At 37.8% G+C, this 22,322-nt stretch carries 18 protein-coding genes; all 18 read left to right on the forward strand.

Annotated elements, in window-relative coordinates; genetic code table 11:
* The first annotated feature begins 52 nt into the window (after positions 1-52).
* Complete coding sequence (locus AC4BHA_RS05750; protein ID WP_490558279.1) at positions 53-2,386, forward strand: DNA translocase FtsK; 2,334 nt, start codon at positions 53-55, stop codon at positions 2,384-2,386.
* A gap of 443 nt (positions 2,387-2,829) precedes the next feature.
* Positions 2,830-3,915 (forward strand): BMP family lipoprotein, encoded by a 1,086-nt coding sequence (locus AC4BHA_RS05755; RefSeq protein ID WP_066102259.1) that lies wholly within the window; start codon positions 2,830-2,832, stop codon positions 3,913-3,915.
* A gap of 477 nt (positions 3,916-4,392) precedes the next feature.
* Complete coding sequence (locus tag AC4BHA_RS05760) at positions 4,393-5,118, forward strand: GntR family transcriptional regulator (protein ID WP_066100299.1); 726 nt, start codon at positions 4,393-4,395, stop codon at positions 5,116-5,118.
* Positions 5,119-5,171: 53 nt separating this feature from the next.
* Complete coding sequence (locus tag AC4BHA_RS05765; protein ID WP_066100296.1) at positions 5,172-6,257, forward strand: BMP family lipoprotein; 1,086 nt, start codon at positions 5,172-5,174, stop codon at positions 6,255-6,257.
* A 180-nt stretch (positions 6,258-6,437) separates the two neighbouring features.
* Complete coding sequence (locus AC4BHA_RS05770) at positions 6,438-7,964, forward strand: ABC transporter ATP-binding protein (protein WP_066100293.1); 1,527 nt, start codon at positions 6,438-6,440, stop codon at positions 7,962-7,964.
* Positions 7,964-9,016 (forward strand): ABC transporter permease, encoded by a 1,053-nt coding sequence (locus AC4BHA_RS05775; RefSeq protein ID WP_066100291.1) that lies wholly within the window; start codon positions 7,964-7,966, stop codon positions 9,014-9,016. The genes AC4BHA_RS05770 and AC4BHA_RS05775 overlap by 1 nt, the downstream gene beginning before the upstream one ends.
* Entirely contained in the window at positions 9,017-9,976 is a 960-nt protein-coding gene (locus AC4BHA_RS05780) for an ABC transporter permease (protein ID WP_066100288.1), read from the forward strand.
* Between the two features lie 262 nt (positions 9,977-10,238).
* On the forward strand, positions 10,239-11,516 hold the full coding sequence (gene yfmF, locus AC4BHA_RS05785) for an EF-P 5-aminopentanol modification-associated protein YfmF (protein WP_066100285.1): 1,278 nt from the start codon (positions 10,239-10,241) through the stop codon (positions 11,514-11,516).
* Positions 11,516-12,802, forward strand: coding sequence for an EF-P 5-aminopentanol modification-associated protein YfmH (gene yfmH, locus AC4BHA_RS05790; RefSeq protein WP_066100283.1), 1,287 nt, complete (start codon positions 11,516-11,518; stop codon positions 12,800-12,802). The genes yfmF and yfmH overlap by 1 nt, the downstream gene beginning before the upstream one ends.
* A gap of 244 nt (positions 12,803-13,046) precedes the next feature.
* Positions 13,047-13,772 (forward strand): elongation factor P 5-aminopentanone reductase, encoded by a 726-nt coding sequence (ymfI, locus tag AC4BHA_RS05795; RefSeq protein WP_066100280.1) that lies wholly within the window; start codon positions 13,047-13,049, stop codon positions 13,770-13,772.
* Between the two features lie 114 nt (positions 13,773-13,886).
* Positions 13,887-14,681 (forward strand): DUF3388 domain-containing protein, encoded by a 795-nt coding sequence (locus tag AC4BHA_RS05800; RefSeq protein ID WP_066100277.1) that lies wholly within the window; start codon positions 13,887-13,889, stop codon positions 14,679-14,681.
* An 18-nt stretch (positions 14,682-14,699) separates the two neighbouring features.
* Positions 14,700-15,587 (forward strand): helix-turn-helix domain-containing protein, encoded by an 888-nt coding sequence (locus AC4BHA_RS05805; RefSeq protein WP_140461289.1) that lies wholly within the window; start codon positions 14,700-14,702, stop codon positions 15,585-15,587.
* An 81-nt stretch (positions 15,588-15,668) separates the two neighbouring features.
* On the forward strand, positions 15,669-16,247 hold the full coding sequence (gene pgsA / locus AC4BHA_RS05810) for a CDP-diacylglycerol--glycerol-3-phosphate 3-phosphatidyltransferase (RefSeq protein ID WP_066100270.1): 579 nt from the start codon (positions 15,669-15,671) through the stop codon (positions 16,245-16,247).
* Between the two features lie 43 nt (positions 16,248-16,290).
* Complete coding sequence (locus AC4BHA_RS05815; RefSeq protein WP_066100267.1) at positions 16,291-17,538, forward strand: competence/damage-inducible protein A; 1,248 nt, start codon at positions 16,291-16,293, stop codon at positions 17,536-17,538.
* Positions 17,539-17,796: 258 nt separating this feature from the next.
* Complete coding sequence (gene recA / locus AC4BHA_RS05820; protein ID WP_066100261.1) at positions 17,797-18,840, forward strand: recombinase RecA; 1,044 nt, start codon at positions 17,797-17,799, stop codon at positions 18,838-18,840.
* A gap of 535 nt (positions 18,841-19,375) precedes the next feature.
* Positions 19,376-20,935, forward strand: coding sequence for a ribonuclease Y (gene rny, locus AC4BHA_RS05825; RefSeq protein WP_066100258.1), 1,560 nt, complete (start codon positions 19,376-19,378; stop codon positions 20,933-20,935).
* Positions 20,936-21,046: 111 nt separating this feature from the next.
* A complete protein-coding gene (locus AC4BHA_RS05830; RefSeq protein ID WP_066100255.1) occupies positions 21,047-21,844 on the forward strand; it encodes a TIGR00282 family metallophosphoesterase in 798 nt (265 codons plus the stop codon).
* A gap of 135 nt (positions 21,845-21,979) precedes the next feature.
* Positions 21,980-22,240 carry a stage V sporulation protein SpoVS gene (spoVS, locus tag AC4BHA_RS05835; RefSeq protein ID WP_066100252.1) on the forward strand — a complete coding sequence of 87 codons (261 nt, stop codon included), beginning with the start codon at positions 21,980-21,982 and terminating at the stop codon, positions 22,238-22,240.
* The last annotated feature ends 82 nt before the right edge of the window (positions 22,241-22,322 follow it).

Genomic DNA, 22,322 nt, shown 5'->3' on the forward strand with positions numbered 1-22,322 from the left:
AAGTTGGCTGCTTTCTTTCGTTTTTAATTCTATATGAAATACGGGTGGTCGAATGAGTAAGAAAAAAAGGAAATCTCGCTCCAAAAAAGGTGACCAAATAAAGTCAACTTTAAAATATGAAATATCGGGACTTTCTATATTTGGGTTTTCTGCGATTGCGATGGCAAAGCTTGGGGCAGTAGGTACTTCATTCGTGTTTCTTTCTAGGTTTTTTATGGGTGAGTGGTACATTTTACTTCTGCTTGGCTTAATGGTCTTTGGTGTGTTCCTAATGTGGAAAAGAGAGATTCCGTTCTTTTTTAAACGCCAGCTGGTCGGTATATACTTCATTATTTTAGCAATCTTACTCTCATCACATATTATTTTATTTGAGAATTTGTCCTCTAATAATGGATTTACCCAGCCAAGTGTCATTTTAAATACCTGGGAAATCTTTTGGATGGAATTACAGGGAACTGCAAGTACCATTGATCTTGGCGGTGGGATGATAGGTGCAATCCTTTATGCCGTCTTCCATTTTTTATTTGCAGATGCCGGCAGTAAATTTATTTCATTTTTATTGATTGTTGCAGGTTTAATTCTTATAACCGGTAAAGGCTTAAGTGATTCAATTGGCAAAGTACTTGGTGCGATTGGAAGATTTATCGTCAGCCAGTGGAAATCGTTTATGGCTGAACTGCGAGAGCCTAAGACTTCAAAGAATAAAAACAAAAACCAGAAAGCTAAAAGTAAAAGTGAATCGGTACAAGCTTCCTCAGTACTACAAGATGAGGGAAGTAATCCAGAAAAAGAAGATACACTTGAAGAAAGAATTATTTCGAATTTTGCTGATCGTGCCTATTTGGATGAGGAAATTGATGATAAGAAAAATGATGATCAGATAAGTAAACCAAATGATAGCACAGAAGCTCCTGCTGAACCTGTGCCACATATGAATTTTACAGAAGTTGAAAATGTGGACTATAAACTTCCAAAATTATCGCTATTGAAGTCACCAAAAAAAGCAGATCAAAGTGGAGAATATGAATTAATACATACAAATGCTGAGAAATTAGAGAGTACTTTTAAAAGCTTTGGAGTGAAAGCTAGGGTCACTCAAGTTCACTTAGGACCTGCAGTTACGAAATATGAAGTACATCCTGATGTAGGTGTAAAGGTTAGTAAGATTGTGTCATTATCAGACGATCTGGCATTAGCGCTCGCTGCTAAGGATATACGTATTGAAGCACCAATCCCAGGTAAATCAGCGATTGGGATAGAAGTGCCTAATTCAGATGTAGCAGTCGTTTCATTAAGAGAGGTTCTCGAGGTACAGCCTTCTGAAAAAAGCGGTTCTAAACTATTAATTGCTTTGGGTAGAGACATATCAGGTGAAGCAGTTTCTGCTGAACTGAATAAAATGCCTCACTTACTCGTAGCCGGAGCAACCGGAAGCGGGAAAAGTGTCTGTATTAACGGAATCATTACTAGTGTACTCATGAGAGCAAAACCACATGAAGTTAAAATGATGATGATTGATCCAAAAATGGTGGAGTTAAATGTTTATAATGGAATTCCTCATCTATTAGCTCCAGTTGTAACGGATCCTAAAAAAGCAGCTCAGGCATTAAAGAAAGTTGTTATGGAAATGGAAAGACGTTATGAGCTGTTTTCCCACTCAGGAACTCGAAATATTGAGGGGTACAATGACTTAGTGACGAGACAAAATTTAGAAGAAGGCGAAAAAAATCCTTTATTGCCATATATTATTGTCATTGTGGATGAGTTGGCAGACCTTATGATGGTTGCGTCCAGCGAGGTGGAGGATGCGATAACAAGGCTTGCACAAATGGCAAGGGCTGCAGGCATACATTTGATTATTGCAACCCAGCGGCCATCTGTAGATGTTATAACAGGAGTTATAAAAGCTAACATACCATCAAGGATTGCCTTTAGTGTTTCCTCCCAAATTGATTCAAGAACCATATTAGATATGGGAGGGGCAGAAAAACTTCTCGGTCGCGGGGATATGTTATTCCTGCCTGTAGGTGCGTCAAAGCCAGTACGGGTACAAGGTGCCTTTTTATCAGATCAGGAAGTGGAAGATGTAGTAGACTTCGTGATTTCTCAGCAAAGAGCCCAATATCAAGAGAATATGATTCCGGATGAAGTTCAGGAAACAGTAAGTGAATCAACAGATGACTTATATGATGAAGCCGTCAAATTAATTGCTGATATGCAAACCGCCTCTGTTTCGATGCTCCAAAGACGATTCAGGATTGGGTATACAAGGGCTGCACGTTTGATCGATGAGATGGAAGCTCGCGGTGTCGTTGGTCCGTATGAAGGAAGCAAACCAAGAACTGTACTTGTTCCCAAGGACTTCGATCAAGCTAGTAATTCATAAAAAGAGCAGTATAGATACCAAACCCGAAAGTTAGATTAAAAAACTAACTTTTGGGTTTTTTAGTATGTTAAATAACTGAATTTTGAACTGTAAAGAAATTTTATAAGTGAGTATTTTTTCAAAAAGTTATCAATAATTTTATATTAGGATAATTTATTTATTTTTACTTAAATTCATGTTAAATTAAAATCGAATTAGCAAACATATATATATATAATTATCAGGAAATAATTTTTCCGGATAAGAAGTACATGCACTTATTTATTGTACATATTTGTATAATACAAAAGCGAAAAATTGTACCCAAGTACACAATGCACCATTTAAGTATGGATTTTCTATAATCATTTAACAGATTCATCTAAAACGATGTTATGTGTAAAAGGATAGGGAAAAGCTCATACTATATGGAGCACCGACTAATTATTTTGGAGGTTGTTATGTTGAAAAAGAGTAAATTTGGACTGGCTTTGTCTCTTGTGCTAGCTGCTAGTACCATTCTTGGTGCTTGCGGAAGCAAAGAGGAGAGCAATGAAGGCGGCACGGCCAATGAGAAAAATAATTTCACTGTCGCAATGGTTAGTGACACAGGTGGTATTGATGACAAATCCTTCAATCAATCTGCATGGGAAGGTATTCAAGCTTTTGGTAAAGAGAATGGATTAAAAGAAGGTAAAAACGGCTATACCTACCTGCAATCTGAATCAGATGCTGATTACACCACAAACTTAAACCAACTTGTACGCCAAAAGTATAATTTAATATATGGTGTCGGATTCACAATGGAGGATGCAATTAAAGAAGCGGCTGATCAAAATCCGGATGGGAAATTTGCAATTATCGACTCAGTGGTTGAAGCTGATAACGTTGCAAGTATCACATTCAAGGAGCATGAAGGTTCATTTATTGTAGGTGTTATTGCCGGTATGCAAACAAAATCCAATAAAGTTGGCTTTGTAGGTGGAATAGAGAACCCGCTAATTCAAAAATTTGAAAAGGGCTTTATTGCTGGTGTTAAAACAGTAAATCCTAATGCTGAAGTACAAGTGAAATATACAGGAAGTTTCAGTGATGCATCTCTTGGTAAAGCAACAGCATCAGCTATGTATAAATCAGGTATTGATGTCATTTATCACGCAGCAGGAAATGGTGGTAAAGGAGTCTTCACTGAGGCAAAAAACATTAAGAAAAGCAATCCTGAAAAAGATATATGGGTAATTGGTGTAGATAAAGACCAAGCTGATGAAGGTGAAATCAGCGGTACAGACATGAACGTAACGCTCACCTCCATGGTTAAGCGTGTTGACTTAGCTGTACAAGAAGTTTCAAAACAAGCGATGGAAGGATCCTTCCCAGGAGGAAAGAACGTAGAGTTTGGTCTTGAAAATAACGGTGTTGATATTGCACCGACTAAAGATAACTTATCTGACGATATACTTAAAAAAGTTGATGAATATAAAGGTAAAATTAAGAATGGTGATATAAAAGTACCATCTACTCAAAAAGAACTTGATGCATTTTTAAAATAAGATAAAGGGATAAGGGCCTCGGTCCTTATCCCTTTAATCTCTAAAGGACCTATTAGGACTTAGCAAAGGGAAATAGTTTTGAGGATGGACCACGATGCCAGTCTTTCGTAATTAGGCTAGAAGAATATGAAAGGTATTTTAGAAAAATATTAAAAGTCAGTCACATGGTACAAAAGGGTAGCCTAGCGATTAGATGGAAAATAGATATTTATTGAATTTTTTTTCAGTTTATGTTTTAACAGAATATTTATAATATATAAACTTTTTTTGTAGGAAAAAAGACTTACGTGAAAAAAAGTCAGATATACCAGGGTTTTTTCGACATTTCCGTGGAAAAAAACGGATAAGGTAACGCTTCCAAAATATGATATTTTTGTGAATAGCTATTTCTTTCTTTGGAAATACATGATAAATTATGAGTGGTTAGTAGATAACATCAATAGAATGAGAGTGGGAAATTTCCTGGGGGAAAAGAGTATGTCTATCAGACACGACAACCGACAATTATATCTGCAAGTAATCGACAAGATTAGACAGGACATAAGAACCGGTATCTATAAGGAGCATGAAAAATTGCCATCTGAGTCTGAATGGGCCAAAATACTCGGTGTGAGTAGAGCGACATTAAGAGAAGCACTCAGAATTTTGGAAGAGGATAATGTGATTATACGCAGGCATGGGGTAGGTACTTTTGTGAATTCCACTCCTTTATTCTCTTCGGGAATTGAACAATTAAAGAGTGTGACAGATATGATTTGCGAAGCGAACATGAAACCAGGAACAATTTTTTTAAACTCATTCATAGAGGGTGCAACAGAAGAAGATATGCGAAGGTTCGACTGTCAAATTGAGGATCAGTTTTTAGTAATCGAGCGAGTCAGAACTGCTAATGGGGAACCTGTCGTTTATTGCTTGGACAAGATACCTGTTCGTGTGTTACCGGAACCATCTCTTTATCAAGAGGAATCATTACTTCATGTCTTAGAAAGAACTGCCGGTATACAAATTACATACGCTGTGGCTGATATCGAACCACATGGCTATCACGAAAAGATTTCACCTATTTTAAATTGCAAATTGGACACTGCTCTGCTTTTACTAAAACAAACTCACTATGATAGTAAGGACAAACCATATCTATACTCGGCCAACTTCTTTAAAGCGGATACATTTCGCTTTCATATTTTGCGTAAAAGAACATAATTTATGCGCAAAATAAGAGAACTACTGCCAAAAAAATATAGGGGGTTAAGACCTTGAAAAAACGCAAATTTGGAATGGCATTGTCACTAGTTCTGGCTGCGGGCACAATTTTAGGTGCTTGTGGAAACAAAGAAGAGAAAGGTAACAGCAGTGAAACAGAAGGTAAGGACAATTTCACAGTTGCCATGGTAACAGATACAGGCGGGGTTGATGACAAATCCTTTAACCAATCCGCTTGGGTAGGTATACAACAGTTTGGTAAAGATAACAATCTTGAAAAAGGTAAAAACGGTTATGATTACCTCCAGTCCAAATCTGATGCTGATTACACTACTAACTTAAATCAGCTGGTACGACAAAAATTTGACCTTATTTATGGGGTAGGTTTCTTATTGTCTGACTCCATTACAGAAGTTGCCGAGCAAAATCCTAAGAGCCAATTCGCATTAATTGATTCTGTTGTAGATGTTGATAACGTGGCAAGTATCACATTCAAAGAGCATGAAGGATCCTTCCTGGTAGGTGTAGTAGCCGCGATGCAAACTAAATCCAATAAAATTGGATTTATTGGTGGAGTTGAAAGTGAACTTATTAAAAAATTTGAGAGCGGATTTATAGCAGGTGTTAAATCAGTTAAACCTGAGGCAGATGTTCAGGTAAAATATGCAGGTGATTTTAATAAAGCTGATATTGGTAAAGCTACAGCACAAGCAATGTATAAATCCGGTATTGATATTATCTACCATGCAGCCGGCGGAACAGGTAAAGGCGTATTTACAGAAGCAGTTAACATCACTAAAAATGATCCAAGCAAAGAAATCTGGGTTATTGGGGTTGACTCTGACCAAGCAGCATTAGGTGATGTACCTGGTACAGACAAAAATATCACATTAACATCTATGATTAAACGTGTTGATTTGGCAGTTGTGGAAGTATCCAATCTTGCTAAGGAAGGCAAATTCCCTGGCGGAGAAAATGTTGAATTTGGTTTAGAAAATGATGCAGTTGATATCGCACCTTCACAAGAAAACTTGTCAGATGAAATTAAAACTAAAGTTGCAGAATATAAAGAAAAGATTAAGAGTGGAGAAATTAAAGTACCATCTACTCGTGAAGATTTAGATACATTCTTAAAATAAGCACTTCCTAGTAAGGGATGAGGATGTGATCCTTATCCCTTGCGATTACCTTGGCTGATGTCAGTCTGACATCAGACCTTTAAGCAATATGGTAAAGGAAAGGTTGCTAAAACTAGATTGGCAACTTTTCTTTTGTCATCTTACTTATGAATCTTCTCTGGAAAAAGGAGTGAAAAAACTGTGGACTATGTTATTGAGATGTTGCACATCCGTAAAGAGTTCCCGGGCATCGTCGCAAATGATGATATCACCTTGCAATTAAAAAAAGGTGAGATTCATGCGTTGTTGGGAGAAAATGGTGCAGGAAAATCCACGTTAATGAATGTCTTGTTCGGTCTTTACCAGCCAGAACAAGGGGAAATCCGTGTAAATGGTAAGGAAGTAAAAATTACAAGCCCAAATATTGCAAATGACTTGGGCATAGGAATGGTGCATCAGCATTTCATGCTTGTTGATACGTTCACAGTAACAGAAAACATTATTCTTGGTAAGGAGCCCACCAAAGGTGGAAAAATTGATTTAAAAGAGGCTGCCCAGGAAGTTAGGCAGTTATCAGAAAGATATGGATTGAAAATTGATCCGGATGCCAAGATTTCTGATATCTCTGTAGGTATGCAGCAAAGGGTTGAAATCCTTAAAACTCTATATCGTGGAGCTGACATTCTTATTTTTGATGAACCTACAGCCGTATTGACACCACAGGAAATCAAAGAGTTAATACAGATCATGCAAAATTTGATCACTGAAGGTAAATCCATCATACTGATTACTCACAAACTTAAAGAGATTATGGAAGTCTGTGACCGTTGTACGGTTATTCGTAAAGGAAAAGGAATTGGTACTGTAAATGTCAGTGAAACGAATCCTAATGAATTAGCGAGTCTGATGGTAGGGCGAGAAGTGGTTTTTACAACTGTGAAGCAGGATGCAAATCCAAGTGGAGAGGTATTGAATATACAAGATCTTGTAGTTAAAGACTCCCGTGGTGTTGAAGCAATTCGAAGCCTTAACCTATCCGTTCGTGCAGGAGAAATTGTGGGGATTGCAGGTGTCGATGGAAATGGACAATCTGAGCTGATTGAAGCAATCACTGGCCTGAGAAAACCAGAATCCGGTACCATTTCTATAAATGGGACTGAAATCCAGAAGAAGAGTCCAAGGAAAATTACAGAAACAGGAATTGGGCATATTCCTCAGGATCGACATAAATATGGTCTTGTACTAGACTATTCAATTGGCGAGAATATGGTTCTCCAAACATATTATCAAAAACCACTTTCAAAATGGGGAATCTTAAATTATAAAAATATCTTTAATAAAGCTCGTACTTTAATTAAAGAGTTTGATGTTCGTACTCCAAGTGAGTATACTCCGGCAAGAGCTTTGTCTGGAGGAAACCAGCAAAAGGCGATCATTGCTCGTGAAATAGATCGAAATCCTGATTTGTTAATTGCTGCTCAGCCAACACGTGGCCTTGATGTAGGAGCTATTGAGTTCATTCACAAACGTTTAATTGAGCAACGAGATCAGGGGAAAGCAGTATTGCTTGTTTCCTTTGAGCTGGATGAAATTTTAAATGTTAGTGACCGTATTGCTGTTATATATGAAGGTTCCATTGTGGCTATTGTTGATCCTAAGAAAACGACTGAACAGGAACTCGGATTATTAATGGCAGGAAGTAAGGTTAAGGAAGCGGGGAAAAGCTAATGTATAAAAGATTATCGAACTTATTAATCCCTGTTATAGCTGTCTTGCTCGGTTTAATCGCAGGTGCTATCGTAATGTGGGTCAGCGGTTATGATCCGATAGCTGGTTATGGAGCTTTATGGGATGGTATATTCTATGATTCCTATGCAATAGGTGAGACAATCCGTCAAGTGAGCCCTTATATACTTGCAGGTTTAGCCGTTGCCTTTGCATTTAGGACTGGACTTTTTAATATTGGTGTTGAGGGCCAGTTTTTAATGGGATGGTTAGGTGCTGTTTGGATTGGAACGTTATTTACTGACCTTCCTAAAATCATCCATTTGCCGCTTGCGGTCATTGTTGCTGCTTTAGCTGGTGCTTTATGGGCATTCATTCCAGGTCTCTTAAAAGCTAAATTTAGAGTGCATGAAGTTATAACAACCATTATGATGAACTACATTTCTCTTCATGTAGTTAACTATATTATCACTTACGTTTTAACAGATAACATGGACAAAACTGAAAAGATTGCTCCATCAGCATCTTTACGTTCTGACTTTTTAGCTGAAATGACGATTAACTCTAGATTACACTGGGGATTTGCGATAGCTATTCTTGGAGCAATCATAATGTGGTTTTTATTAGAGAAAACAACAAGAGGCTACGAATTAAAAGCTGTCGGTTTTAACCAGCATGCATCTAAATATGCAGGTATCAGTGTAGATCGCAATATAGTTTATGCCATGCTGATCTCTGGTGCTTTTGCAGGACTTGCTGGTGCTATGGAAGGACTTGGAACATTCGAGTATATTGGTGTAAAAGGGGCGCATACAGGAGTAGGTTTTGACGGAATCGCAGTTGCATTACTAGGTGCTAATACAGCGATTGGAGTTGTGCTTGCAGCTTTATTATTCGGTGGATTGAAATATGGTTCATTAAATATGCCAATGGAAACTGGAATACCAACTGAAATCATTGATGTAGTTATAGCTTTAATCATATTCTTTGTTGCATCCAGTTATGTTATTCGTCTCATGCTGAGAAAGTTTAGCAAGAAAAAGGGGGTGGAATAAGTGAGTTTTTTAGAGATACTAGCGATACTTGTTCCTTCTACACTTGTTTACGCCTCTCCACTTATTCTGACAGCCCTCGGTGGTGTATTTTCTGAGCGTTCTGGTGTAGTAAATATTGGATTAGAAGGTTTAATGGTAGTTGGTGCTTTTACAAGCATTGTATTCAACTTGACATTTGCAGATACATTTCATGAATGGACTCCTTGGATTTCATTAGTTGTAGCTATGGTAGTTGGTGGGATTTTCTCCCTATTGCATGCAGTTGCATCTATAACATTCAGGGCTGACCAAACAGTCAGTGGGGTAGCCATTAATATGTTGGCGCTTGGAGCTTGTATGTTCCTTGTGAAATTAGTTTACGGAAAAGGACAAACTGATAAAATTGCTGAACCATTTTACAGTTTTGATATACCTGGTTTAAGTGATATACCTGTATTGGGTAAAATTTTATTCTCAGATGTATATTTAACCTCGATTCTGGCGATTGTGATTGCTGTGATTTGCTGGTATGCCATTTATAAAACACCGTTTGGTTTACGCCTTCGTTCAGTTGGTGAACATCCAATGGCCGCTGACACAATGGGGATAAACGTTAATAAAATGCGTTATATTGGTGTTATTTTAAGTGGAATTCTGGGAGCGTTGGGTGGAGCTATTTATGCTTCGACTATTGCTTTAGACTTTACTCATGCGACAATATCCGGACAAGGTTTTATGGCGCTTGCAGCTATGATATTCGGTAAATGGCATCCAATTGGTGCAATGGGCGCAGCGTTATTCTTTGGATTTGCGCAATGTTTAAGTATTGTAAGCTCAATGCTGCCATTCTTTAGTGACATTCCGAATGTATATATGTTAATTTTGCCATATGTATTAACGATTCTGGCTTTAACAGGATTTATTGGACGTGCAGATGCTCCAAAAGCATCCGGTACGCCATATATCAAAGGAAAACGTTAAAAGGTAAACTCATTCATGATTTAATCAAAGACAAGTGCTGTTCTTATTGCAAGAGCAGTCCTTGTCTTTTTTTTTCTAACCTAAAGCGTGTCGATTTTAATTAGATCGAATTTAGAAGAAAGAATGAAAGAAGGTCAGGGTCAGTTCCTTGATTTACATTCCATTTAACCTGTATATTCAAACTAAAGGTTTAAAAAAAATCCTTGAGACGAACAATATGGTTAAGAACCTGCATAACATTGAGTAAAGGGAGGTCAAAAATATGGCAGTTATTGATGAGATTAAACTAAAACAAGCTGGCATTACGATTCATTTTGTACCAACTAAGAAATTTAAAACAACGACGCTTGTTTGGAAGATGAAAGCACCTTTAAAGGAAGAAACCGTTACATATAGAGCTTTGTTGCCAAATGTCCTGCAAAGTAATACAGCTGCATATCCAACATCTACAGCTTTCCGCTCCCATCTAGATCAATTATATGGAGCCAGTCTTTTTACAGATGTCAGTAAAAAAGGCGAATATCATATTATGAGTTTTCAAATGGAAATGGTAAATGAACGATTTTTATCCAAGCCTGAACCGCTGTTGGAACAAGCGTTTAAGCTTTTACATGATGTTTTGATTAATCCTAATGTAAAGGGAGATGCTTTTGATGCGGATACAGTTGCAAAGGAAAAGCGTGCTCTGAAACAAAGGCTGCAGGCTGTATATGATGATAAAATGCGTTATTCTTCATTACGCTTAACTCAGGAAATGTGTATGGAAGAAAATTATCGGCTGGAAGCAAACGGGATTATAAGCGAAGTCGATGAAATTACTCCTGAATCCCTATACAATTATTATAAAAAAGCGTTTGCCGAAGATGAATTGGACCTCTATGTAATTGGGGATTTGGATGAAGCCAGGGTAACGCAAATGTCTAGTGAATACTTTCAGTTCGCGGAGAGAAAACCTGAACGGGTTATGCATAATAAACATGATATCCTTGAAGTGAAAGAACTGAAAGAAACGCAGGATATCAAACAGGGTAAGCTGAATATTGGCTACCGAACAAATATCACTTATGGCGATCGAGATTATTTTGCTTTGCAAATGTTTAATGGGATATTTGGAGGGTTTTCACACTCTAAACTTTTCATAAACGTTCGTGAAAAAGCAAGTTTGGCGTATTATGCCGCATCACGACTTGAAAGTCATAAAGGTCTTTTAATGGTTATGTCCGGCATTGATAATAAAAATTATAATCAGGCAGTAACGATCATAAAAGAACAAATGGAAGCTATGAAAAAGGGCGAATTTTCGGATCAAGAAATGGAACAAACAAAAGCAATCATTAAAAATCAATTGCTCGAAACGATCGACACCTCCCGTGGTCTAACAGAAGTTCTATATCATAATGTGGTTGCCGCTGTTGATAAACCATTGGATGATTGGTTGTCTTCGATTGATAGAGTAACAAAGGATGAAATTGTGGCTTGTGGAGAAAAAATTCAAATGGATACGATCTATTTTTTAAGTGGAGATGAGGTGACTGAGTAATGGAGAAAATACTATTTGACCAGCTTCAGGAAGAATTATATTTCGAAAAAATGGATAATGGTTTGTCTGTGTACATCCTTCCGAAAAAAGGATTTAATAAGACCTATGCCACTTTTACAACTAAATATGGATCAATCGATAATCATTTTAAAGAGCCCGGTGCAGATGAATATTCCAGGGTCCCGGATGGAATTGCGCACTTCCTAGAGCATAAATTGTTCGAAAAAGAAGATGGTGATGTATTCCAGCAGTTCAGTAAACAAGGTGCAGCGGCCAATGCTTTTACATCCTTTACTCGAACAGCGTACCTTTTTTCCAGTACAACGGATGTAGAGAAAAATTTAGAAACATTAGTTGATTTTGTCCAGGAACCATATTTCTCGGATAAGAGTGTGGAAAAAGAAAAAGGGATTATTGGCCAGGAAATTACCATGTATGATGATAATGCAGATTGGAGATTATATTTCGGTATTATTGAAAATCTATATCATAATCATCCTGTGAAAATTGATATAGCTGGTACCATTGAGTCGATTTCAGGAATAACAAAAGAACTGCTCTATAAGTGCTACAATGCATTTTATCATCCAAGCAACATGCTTCTGTTTATTACAGGGCCATTGGATCCGGAAACAATCATGCAGCAAGTTCGTGACAACCAGGCTAAGAAAAACTTCGATAAACGTGGGGAAATCGAACGGAAATTTGATGCAGAGCCGGCTAATGTCGCTACTAAAAAACGCTCAACCAATATGCATGTCCAGACGCCTAAGTGTGTGGTTGGATTGAAGGCAAATAATCCAACTCTCCAGGGGATTGATTTATTAAAACAAGAGCTATCTATCAACCTCTTTCTGGATATGACTTTTGGAAAAAGCTCCGAGTATTATGAAAAACTATATTCTGAAGGGTTAATTGACCATTCATTCTTTTATGATTATACACAGGAATATGGATTTGGATTTGGAATGGTCGGCAGTGATACAGATAAGCCGGATCATTTAGAGGAAGAATTGAAAAATATTCTTTTTGCGGCCCGCGAAGGAAAAATTGTAACAGAGGAAAAATTAAATTCAATTCGTAAGAAGAAAATTGGTGCCTTCCTCAGGTCATTGAATTCACCTGAATCGATAGCCAATCAATTTACACGATATGCTTTTAATGACATGAAGCTATTTGATGTTGTGACTGTTTTGGAAGCTTTGACCTATGATGAAGTGAATAAAGCAGTACAGGAATTTATAGATGAGGATAGAATGTCAGTATTTCAAATACTTCCATCCTGAATGGGTAAGAGCCAAGCCGTAATGGTTTTGGCTCTTTTTGTATTTAAATTTGTTTATATAATACAAGGTAAACGGACAATTAACCAGCTTAACTGATTCACTGGTTTACGATAACTATTTGGTAGGATTAAAGAAGCTTATATTAGAAACAATTGACTATTTTCAATTGGTGGTTTTACTTTTTATCTTCAAGCTTTATAATGAAAAGTATTGTAAGTGTTATTTACGGCAAGGGGTTTTTATTATGAATGGAAAATATGCACTCATTACGGGTGCTAGTGGAGGAATTGGTCAAGCAATTGCATTACGTTTGGCTGCAGAGGGCTGGAATCTATATCTCCATTATAACCGTAATCTTAGCGGAATTAATTCGCTTTTAGATCAGTTAAAACCATTTCAAATACAGGTGAAAGTAATTCAGGCTGATCTAAGTAAAGATGGCGGACATCAAGTTATAATTGACGAAATTAATCAAATTGATACGATAATACTAAATAGCGGTGACAGTCATTTTGGTTTAATAACAGATATAACCGATGACCGAGCCAAACAGATGGTTTCATTACATATTACATCTCCCTTTTTATTGACTAAAGGACTAGTTCCTAAGTTAATACAAAAAAAAGATGGCAGTATCATTGCCATTACTTCTATTTGGGGAGAAGTGGGTGCTTCCTGTGAAGTTCTTTATTCAATGGTAAAAGGTGGACAGAATTCTTTTATCAAGGCACTTGCGAAGGAGCTTGCACCTTCTGGAATCCGTGTAAATGCTATATCACCCGGTGCAATTTCCACACCTATGCTCAATCGATTCGATTCTGAAGAGCTTAGAGAATTGGAAGAAGAAATCCCAATGGGGCGGCTGGGGCATCCGAAGGATATCTCTGGAGTTGTTTCCTTTGTCCTCTCAGAAGACTCCAGTTATATAACAGGGCAGATTATCAGTGTGAATGGCGGATGGAATACATAAGTATTTAATGCTACACTATGTATTTTGCTTTCCACTCGTCAGTAAATCAGATATGATAGGATATAGGGAAAATATTGAAGGAATTTGTCAAATATTTCTCTTAGGGGGAACGGTATGGACAAGAAGGAATGGTATTTTGAATATGAAATTAAAATTAACCGTCCCGGTTTGTTAGGGGATATTTCTTCTTTGCTAGGAATGCTCTCCATAAATATCGTAACCATCAATGGTGTGGATGAGGGGAGAAGAGGTATGCTTCTCTTGGCGAAGGATAATCGTCAAATTGAACGCCTGGAATCAATTCTGCAAACAATGGATACGATAAAAGTAACTAAACTTAGAGAGCCGAAATTAAGAGATCGGTTAGCAGTCAGACATGGTCGTTATATACAAAGAGATGCAGATGATCGAAAAACATTCCGATTTGTAAGAGAAGATCTTGGGCTTCTAGTTGATTTTATGGCCGAGCTTTTTAAACAGGAAGGCCATAAACTAATTGGAATCAGGGGTATGCCCCGGGTTGGTAAAACTGAATCGATTGTTGCTGCAAGTGTTTGTGCGAATAAGCGGTGGTTATTTGTATCTTCCACCTTATTAAAACAAACCGTTCGAAATCAATTAATTGAAGATGAATACAATGAAGATAACTTATTTATTCTGGATGGGATTGTTTCAACTCGCAGAGCCAATGAAAGGCATTGGCAGCTTGTGCGTGAGATCATGAGACTTGATTCAATTAAAGTTGTTGAACATCCTGATGTGTTTGTACAAAATTCAGAGTATACAATGAACGATTTTGATTATATTATTGAACTACGTAATGACCCGAACGAAGAGATCACATATGAAGCAGTAGACCAACAGTCCTCTTTATTTGGAGGATCCGAATTTGGATCGTTTGATTTTTAGTGATTAGAAGGTGTTTATATGACGGAATTAGGTAAAGTATTAAAGGAAGCCAGAGAGTCTAAAGGATTAACCCTGGATGACCTTCAACAGATAACCAAAATACAAAAGCGTTATCTTGTTGGTATAGAAGAAGGCAATTATGAAATGATGCCGGGCAAATTCTATGTCAGAGCGTTTATTAAACAATATGCTGAAGCAGTTGGATTAGATCCTGAACAGCTTTTTGCGGAGCATCAAACGGATATTCCTGCGGCAGTTCAGCAGGAGGAGATTCCTCAAAAATTATCTAGAGTGCAATCGAAAAAAACATTGCCAGTACAGCATTCAAAGTGGATGGAAGTACTTCCTAAAATTTTGATAGCTGTGTTCCTTGTTGCAGTAGTGGCTATTATTTATTACTTTGTAGCAAAAGCCATTGGTAATAATGATGACACAGGGACAGTTAATCAAAACGGTGACCCTGTAAGACTTGAGCAGGGTGAATCCACAAACCAAGAAGAAAACACCAATGAGAAAGAAGAAACGGAAACAGAAGAAGAAAGTAATCCAGAGAATGCTGAGGAAGAATCTAAAGAGCCGGAAGAAGCAGGTTCTGCTGAGCTGAAAGTGACCTCCGCGAATGGAAAAAATACAACATATGAATTAAGTAATACAGATGAATTTAAGGTATCAGTAAAATCTACCGGCGAGACATGGGTATCTGTTAAAAACTCCAAGGGAGAAAATCTCTTCAATGGGGTGATTCAAAATGGAGAAAGCCAGGATTTTGATCTTTCAGATGATAATCAAATAGTCATGAATATAGGGAAAACTCCAGACACTGAAATTTTTGTTAATGATGAAAAACTGGAGTATGAAAGTGAACTGATTGTTCAAAACATAACGATTGATTACACGAAGGAGTAAGATTGGAAGGTCATCAATGGATGGCCTTCTCTCGTCTATCCTTTTATAAATAAAATTTAAAAGTAAAGTGAGGAACATCAAGTGAATTTACCGAACAAGATAACGATTTCCAGAATTTGCATGATCCCTGTGTTTATGATTATCATGCTTCCATCCATTGATTGGGGAACGTGGGTGATTAACGATGTGGAGTTGCCTATCTCTCATTTTGTTGGAGCTATCATTTTTATCATTGCTTCCACTACTGATTGGATTGATGGATATTATGCTAGAAAACATAATCTGGTCACAACCCTTGGAAAGTTTCTTGATCCGTTGGCAGATAAACTTCTTGTATCTGCAGCATTAATTATCCTTGTAGGATACGAGTTGGCCCCTGCTTGGATTGTTATTTTAATTATCAGCCGTGAATTTGCGGTAACAGGTCTTCGCCTGGTTCTAGCCGGTGAAGGTGAAGTGGTTGCAGCGAATCAATTGGGTAAAATTAAAACATGGACTCAAATCATAGCTATAGCTGCATTACTATTGCATAATCTACCATTTGCGTGGATTAATTTCCCGTTTGCTGATATAGCTCTTTACGTAGCCTTATTCTTTACTCTATGGTCTGGCTGGGATTACTTTGCTAAGAATAAACATGCGTTTTTAAATTCTAAATAAGGGTATCATTCTAAATATAACTTGTTAAATGGCGGGTGACAGAATGAATGCAGAATTAATAGCGGTAGGCTCTGAGTTATTACTTGGACAGATTGCAAATACCAATGCTCAGTTTATATCAAAAAGCCTGGCAGAGATAGGTATTAACGTATATTACCATACAGTAGTTGGGGATAATCCTGTACGATTAAAAAAGGCTATTGAAATTGCAGAATCCCGAGCAAATCTCATAATATACACTGGTGGGTTGGGACCAACAAAGGATGATATAACAAAAGAAGTTGTAGCTGCCCATATAGGTAAAACATTAATAACAGACCAAAAAGCTATGGAAAATATTGAAGAATATTTCAAGAAAATAAAACGGGTGATGACAGAAAACAACCGGAAGCAAGCATTGGTTATTGGAGGATCGGAAGTATTCCCTAATCAAAATGGAATGGCTCCCGGAATGGTTGTGTCTCATGGGGATATTCTTCACATTTTATTACCAGGTCCTCCAAGTGAAATGCAGCCAATGCATCAAAATTTTGCAGTTCCTTATCTTTTGAGATTAATGGACAGGGTGGAGCGTATAGATTCCCGAGTCCTCCGTTTCTTTGGTATTGGGGAATCACAGCTTGAAACAGAAATAGAAGATTTACTGGATCAGCAAAGTAATCCGACAATAGCGCCTCTTGCCTCAGATGGAGAGGTAACTCTTCGTATTACAGCTAAACATGAATCTATTGAAGAAGCTGACAAACTATTAAAAGAGACAGAAGAAAAAATTCTTTCGCGTGTGGGAGAATATTTTTACGGATATGATGATGCGACTATTATGACTGAACTTATCAATCTTTTAAAAGAAAATGAGCTTACAATATCGGCAGCAGAAAGCTTAACCGGCGGAATGTTTCAGGAAAAAATGACGGATATACAGGGAGCCGGTTTAATCCTTAAGGGCGGTATTGTTGTTTATACCAATGAAGCAAAGGAAAAGCTTTTGAAGGTCGAACAATCAACCATCGACCAATATGGAGTTGTCAGTGAGCAATGTGCTATGGAAATGGCTGATAATATTAAAGCCATGCTCCAATCTGATATTGGGATTAGTTTTACTGGAGTAGCTGGACCAGATGAATTGGAAGGTCATCCGGTAGGGACTGTTTATATCGGTATAGCCATTTCCGGTCAGAAAACGTACGCAAAGAGATTGGACTTAGGCGGTATGCGTGAGGTTAATCGGGTAAGAAGCATGAAGTATGGCTGTCATTTTCTTATCCGAAAGTTGAGAGAGTTATATGCATAATAGAAAACCCCAACTTATATGGTTGGGGATTTCTATTGTTTATAAAATTGAGATAATTTTTGTTTTACTTTAATTACTGCTAAAAGCATTCTGTTTGCTAGAGAGTTTCTTTAAATTTATTAGCAAAATTACCATTAAAACAATACGAATAAACGTTCGCTTTTTTACTTGTTAAATGGGGACAGATGAGGTATAGTATAAATAAGTTCTAAATTATACATGTAATGTTTTTATATAGATATGGGGAGGAAATAAACTGTGAGTGAACGTCAAGCTGCGCTCGATATGGCGCTAAAACAAATTGAAAAGCAATTTGGTAAAGGTTCAGTAATGAAGCTGGGGGAAAGAGCAGACAGAAAGGTTTCTACCATTCCAAGTGGTTCGCTTGCTCTTGATTCAGCCCTCGGTGTGGGTGGATATCCAAGAGGTAGAATAATTGAGATTTATGGACCGGAGAGTTCCGGTAAAACGACAGTAGCTTTACATGCAATTGCTGAAGTACAGGCACAGGGTGGACAAGCAGCATTTATTGATGCAGAACATGCTTTAGATCCGGCATATGCACAAAAGCTTGGCGTAAATATAGATGAATTATTACTTTCCCAACCAGATACAGGTGAACAGGCATTGGAAATTGCTGAGGCGCTTGTACGAAGTGGTGCAATTGATATTATCGTTGTTGACTCAGTGGCTGCTTTAGTACCAAAAGCTGAGATTGAAGGTGAAATGGGAGATTCTCATATGGGTCTACAAGCCCGTTTAATGTCTCAGGCTCTTCGTAAACTTTCTGGATCCATTAATAAATCTAACACCATAGCAATCTTTATCAACCAAATCCGTGAGAAGATTGGTGTTATGTTTGGTAACCCAGAAACAACTCCAGGTGGTCGTGCTCTTAAGTTCTATTCTACGGTTCGCCTTGAAGTAAGACGTGCAGAACAACTGAAACAGGGAAATGATATTGTAGGGAACAGGACTAAAGTAAAGGTTGTTAAAAATAAAGTGGCTCCACCTTTCAAAGTGGCAGAACTTGATATTATGTATGGTGAGGGTATTTCCAAAGAAGGAGAAATCATCGACATTGGTTCTGAATTGGATATTATTGAAAAGAGTGGGTCTTGGTACTCATATAATGGAGATCGCTTAGGACAGGGAAGAGAGAATGCGAAGCTCTTCTTAAAAGAAAATCCAGATGTTCGGGATGAAATTTCCATTAAAATCCGCTCAGCCTATGGATTAAACGGTGAAGCGAAAGTGGTTGAAGCAGCAGAGGAAATGGATAAATTTGATTTACCTGAATAAGTAGTTTGTAATGGGCAAACCTGATTATGGGTTTGCTCTTTCTATAGGTGGGCCTCAGGGTGTGTTTTATTATAAATTTAGCTGTTTCTGAAGAGAATCATGAAAGAAATAATATTTAGGTAGTATTGTGACTGGCAGAGTATGATCAATCAGTAAGTGTTGTTTGAGAAAAATCTATAACTTTATTAGAAAAGATGCGAAAAACAAATAATTTCTTCGGCTTTTGTACTTTTACTCAACTTAATGGGAAGCGGCTGTCTTAAAGTGGAGAGTATTATTAGAAACTATGACCTAGGTGGATAGGGTCACGAAAATTGTATATCTGTCTGTATTTTCTAAAAACGATTAAAAGAGCGTCAGGACTTGCTCTTGACAACAAATTTTCATAACTTTACAATAGAAATGTATTAATATCTTTTTTTATGACATGCCTAAAAGCGATTGTGCTGTATATTTTTAGATGATGTACATGCCAGAATTGAAAACAATGTAGTAAAAGAGATTAAAAAAGTTAATAGCAAGAGGAGGTGTAATGATGGATCCAATCGCTATCATCTCCATTTTGCTTGGCCTAATTGTTGGTGCAGTTGTTGGCTATTTGTTAAGAAGATCTATAGCTGAATCTAAAATATCCGGCGCAACGAACGCAGCTGAAAAAATTATTGAGGACGCAAAGCGTGAAGCGGACGCCTTGAAAAAGGAATCCCTTCTTGAAGCAAAGGATGAGATTCATAAGCTTCGGACTGATGCTGAAAAGGAAGTTCGTGATCGACGAACTGAATTACAGAGACAGGAAAATCGAATTCTACAAAAAGAAGAGAATCTGGACCGTAAAGCAGACTCTCAAGATAAACGTGAGGCTTTATTGGAGAAGAAAGAAGATTCTCTGAACCAAAGACAACAGCATATTGAACAGATGGAAAGCAAAGTGGACGAGATAATTCAAGCTCAAAGTTCTGAACTTGAACGTATTTCTAGCCTGACTAGAGAAGAAGCAAAAGCCATTATCCTTGATCGTGTTGAGAAAGAGCTATCACATGATATTGCAATCATGATGAAAGAGAGCGATAACCGAGCGAAGGAAGAAGCAGACAAAAAGGCACGTGAAATCTTGTCACTTGCGATTCAACGTTGTGCAGCAGATCATGTGGCCGAAACGACCGTTTCTGTTGTTAATCTTCCAAATGATGAAATGAAAGGTCGAATTATCGGTCGAGAAGGACGTAATATTCGAACACTAGAAACGTTGACGGGAATCGATTTAATTATTGATGATACACCTGAAGCTGTCATTTTATCTGGATTTGATCCAATTAGACGTGAAACTGCAAGACTTGCCCTTGAAAAGCTTGTTCAGGATGGGCGTATCCATCCGGCTCGTATTGAAGAAATGGTTGATAAAGCAAGAAGGGAAGTCGATGAGCATATCCGTGAAATCGGTGAGCAAACAACATTTGAAGTTGGGGTTCATGGCTTACACCCAGATTTAATAAAAATTCTTGGCCGCTTAAGATACCGTACAAGCTATGGTCAGAATGTGCTTAAACATTCGATGGAAGTAGCTTATTTATCCGGCTTGATGGCAGCAGAACTTGGTCAAGATATTACATTGGCAAAGCGCGCTGGACTATTGCATGATATCGGTAAAGCGATTGACCATGAAGTAGAAGGAAGCCATGTGGAAATAGGAGTGGAACTTGCTACGAAGTACAAGGAACATCCTGTTGTCATTAATAGTATTGCTTCTCACCATGGAGACGCCGAACCAAAATCTATAATTGCCATTCTGGTAGCAGCTGCTGATGCATTATCTGCAGCTAGACCTGGAGCTAGAAGTGAAACGCTTGAAAACTATATTCGTCGCCTTGAAAAACTTGAGGATATTTCTGAATCCTATGAAGGTGTTGAAAAATCATTTGCAATCCAGGCAGGACGAGAAGTTCGTATTATTGTTAAGCCTGAAAGTATTGATGATTTAGAGGCACACCGATTAGCCAGAGATATTAGAAAACGTATTGAAGATGAACTGGACTATCCGGGACATATTAAAGTGACGGTTATTCGTGAGACCAGAGCAGTTGAATATGCAAAATAAAGCGGTGTTCCTCACCGCTTTATTTTTTTGGAGATCGAAACTTTTTTAAACAAAAAAGTTAAACTATACCAAAGATAATCTTGGCCTAGTTTCAAAGAAAGGAAAGCGAAAATGAGGTTATTATTTATAGGGGATATTGTTGGATCACCTGGAAGAGCAATGGTGAAAGAATATTTAGGGAAGTTAAAGGAAAAATATAGACCGCAGTTTGTCATCATTAATGGAGAAAATGCTGCAGCTGGAAGAGGGATTACCCAAAAAATTTATAAAGAATTACTTGAGTACGGAGCTAATATCATTACACTTGGTAATCATTCCTGGGACAATCGTGATATTTTTGAATTTATAGGAGAAGCAAAATATCTGGTGCGCCCTGGGAATTTTCCGGAGGGAACACCGGGCACGGGACTTTCCTTTGTTAAGATGAATCAGTTTGAATTGGCTGTTATTAACCTGCAGGGCAGAACCTTTATGCCTGCGCTTGATGATCCATTTTTATGTGCAGATAAATTGGTAGAAGAGGCCAGTAAGCGAACGCCATTTATATTTGTTGACATGCATGCTGAAGCAACCAGTGAAAAACAGGCAATGGGATGGTATCTGGATGGACGAGTGTCAGCGGTAGTTGGGACCCATACACATGTCCAAACAGCTGATAACCGAATTCTGCCTAAAGGAACTGCTTACATGTCTGACGTAGGAATGACAGGGCCTTATGATGGTATTCTAGGAATGGAACGCGATGCTGTCATCAAGAAATTCTTAACAAGCCTGCCTGTGAGATTTGAAGTACCAAAAGAGGGAAGAGCTGTACTTAGTGGTTTAATTATTGATTTAGATCCTAAAACGGGCAAAGCGAAAAAAACTGAGAGAATTTTAATTAATGAAGATCATCCATTCTTTTATTAAAAACGATTGCGAGGAGCCAACCTATAGGGGTTGGCTTTTTTGTATGGTATATCTTTTGTTCATTATGAATATAGTTAACAGAAAAAACATACTCACTAGGGGACATGTCTTGGAATAAGATGAGGAGGACCAGAAATGGAAATATTAAAGGTTTCAGCAAAATCTAATCCCAACTCTGTGGCTGGAGCGCTGGCTGGAGTACTTAGAGAAAGAGGAGCAGCAGAAATCCAAGCAATAGGTGCAGGTGCATTAAACCAAGCAGTAAAAGCCGTAGCGATTGCAAGAGGATTCGTCGCACCCAGCGGGATGGATCTTATATGCATTCCTGCTTTTACAGATATCTTAATTGATGGTGAGGAACGTACCGCCATAAAACTAATTATAGAACCACGGTGAAATGAAACTGCAGTAAAACTGGAGCTGACTCTGATAAGGGATCGGTAGGCGTATTCTCCGACCGGGAGGATGCTCCTTTTTG

This window comes from Pradoshia sp. Z3_51, assembly GCF_058215915.1.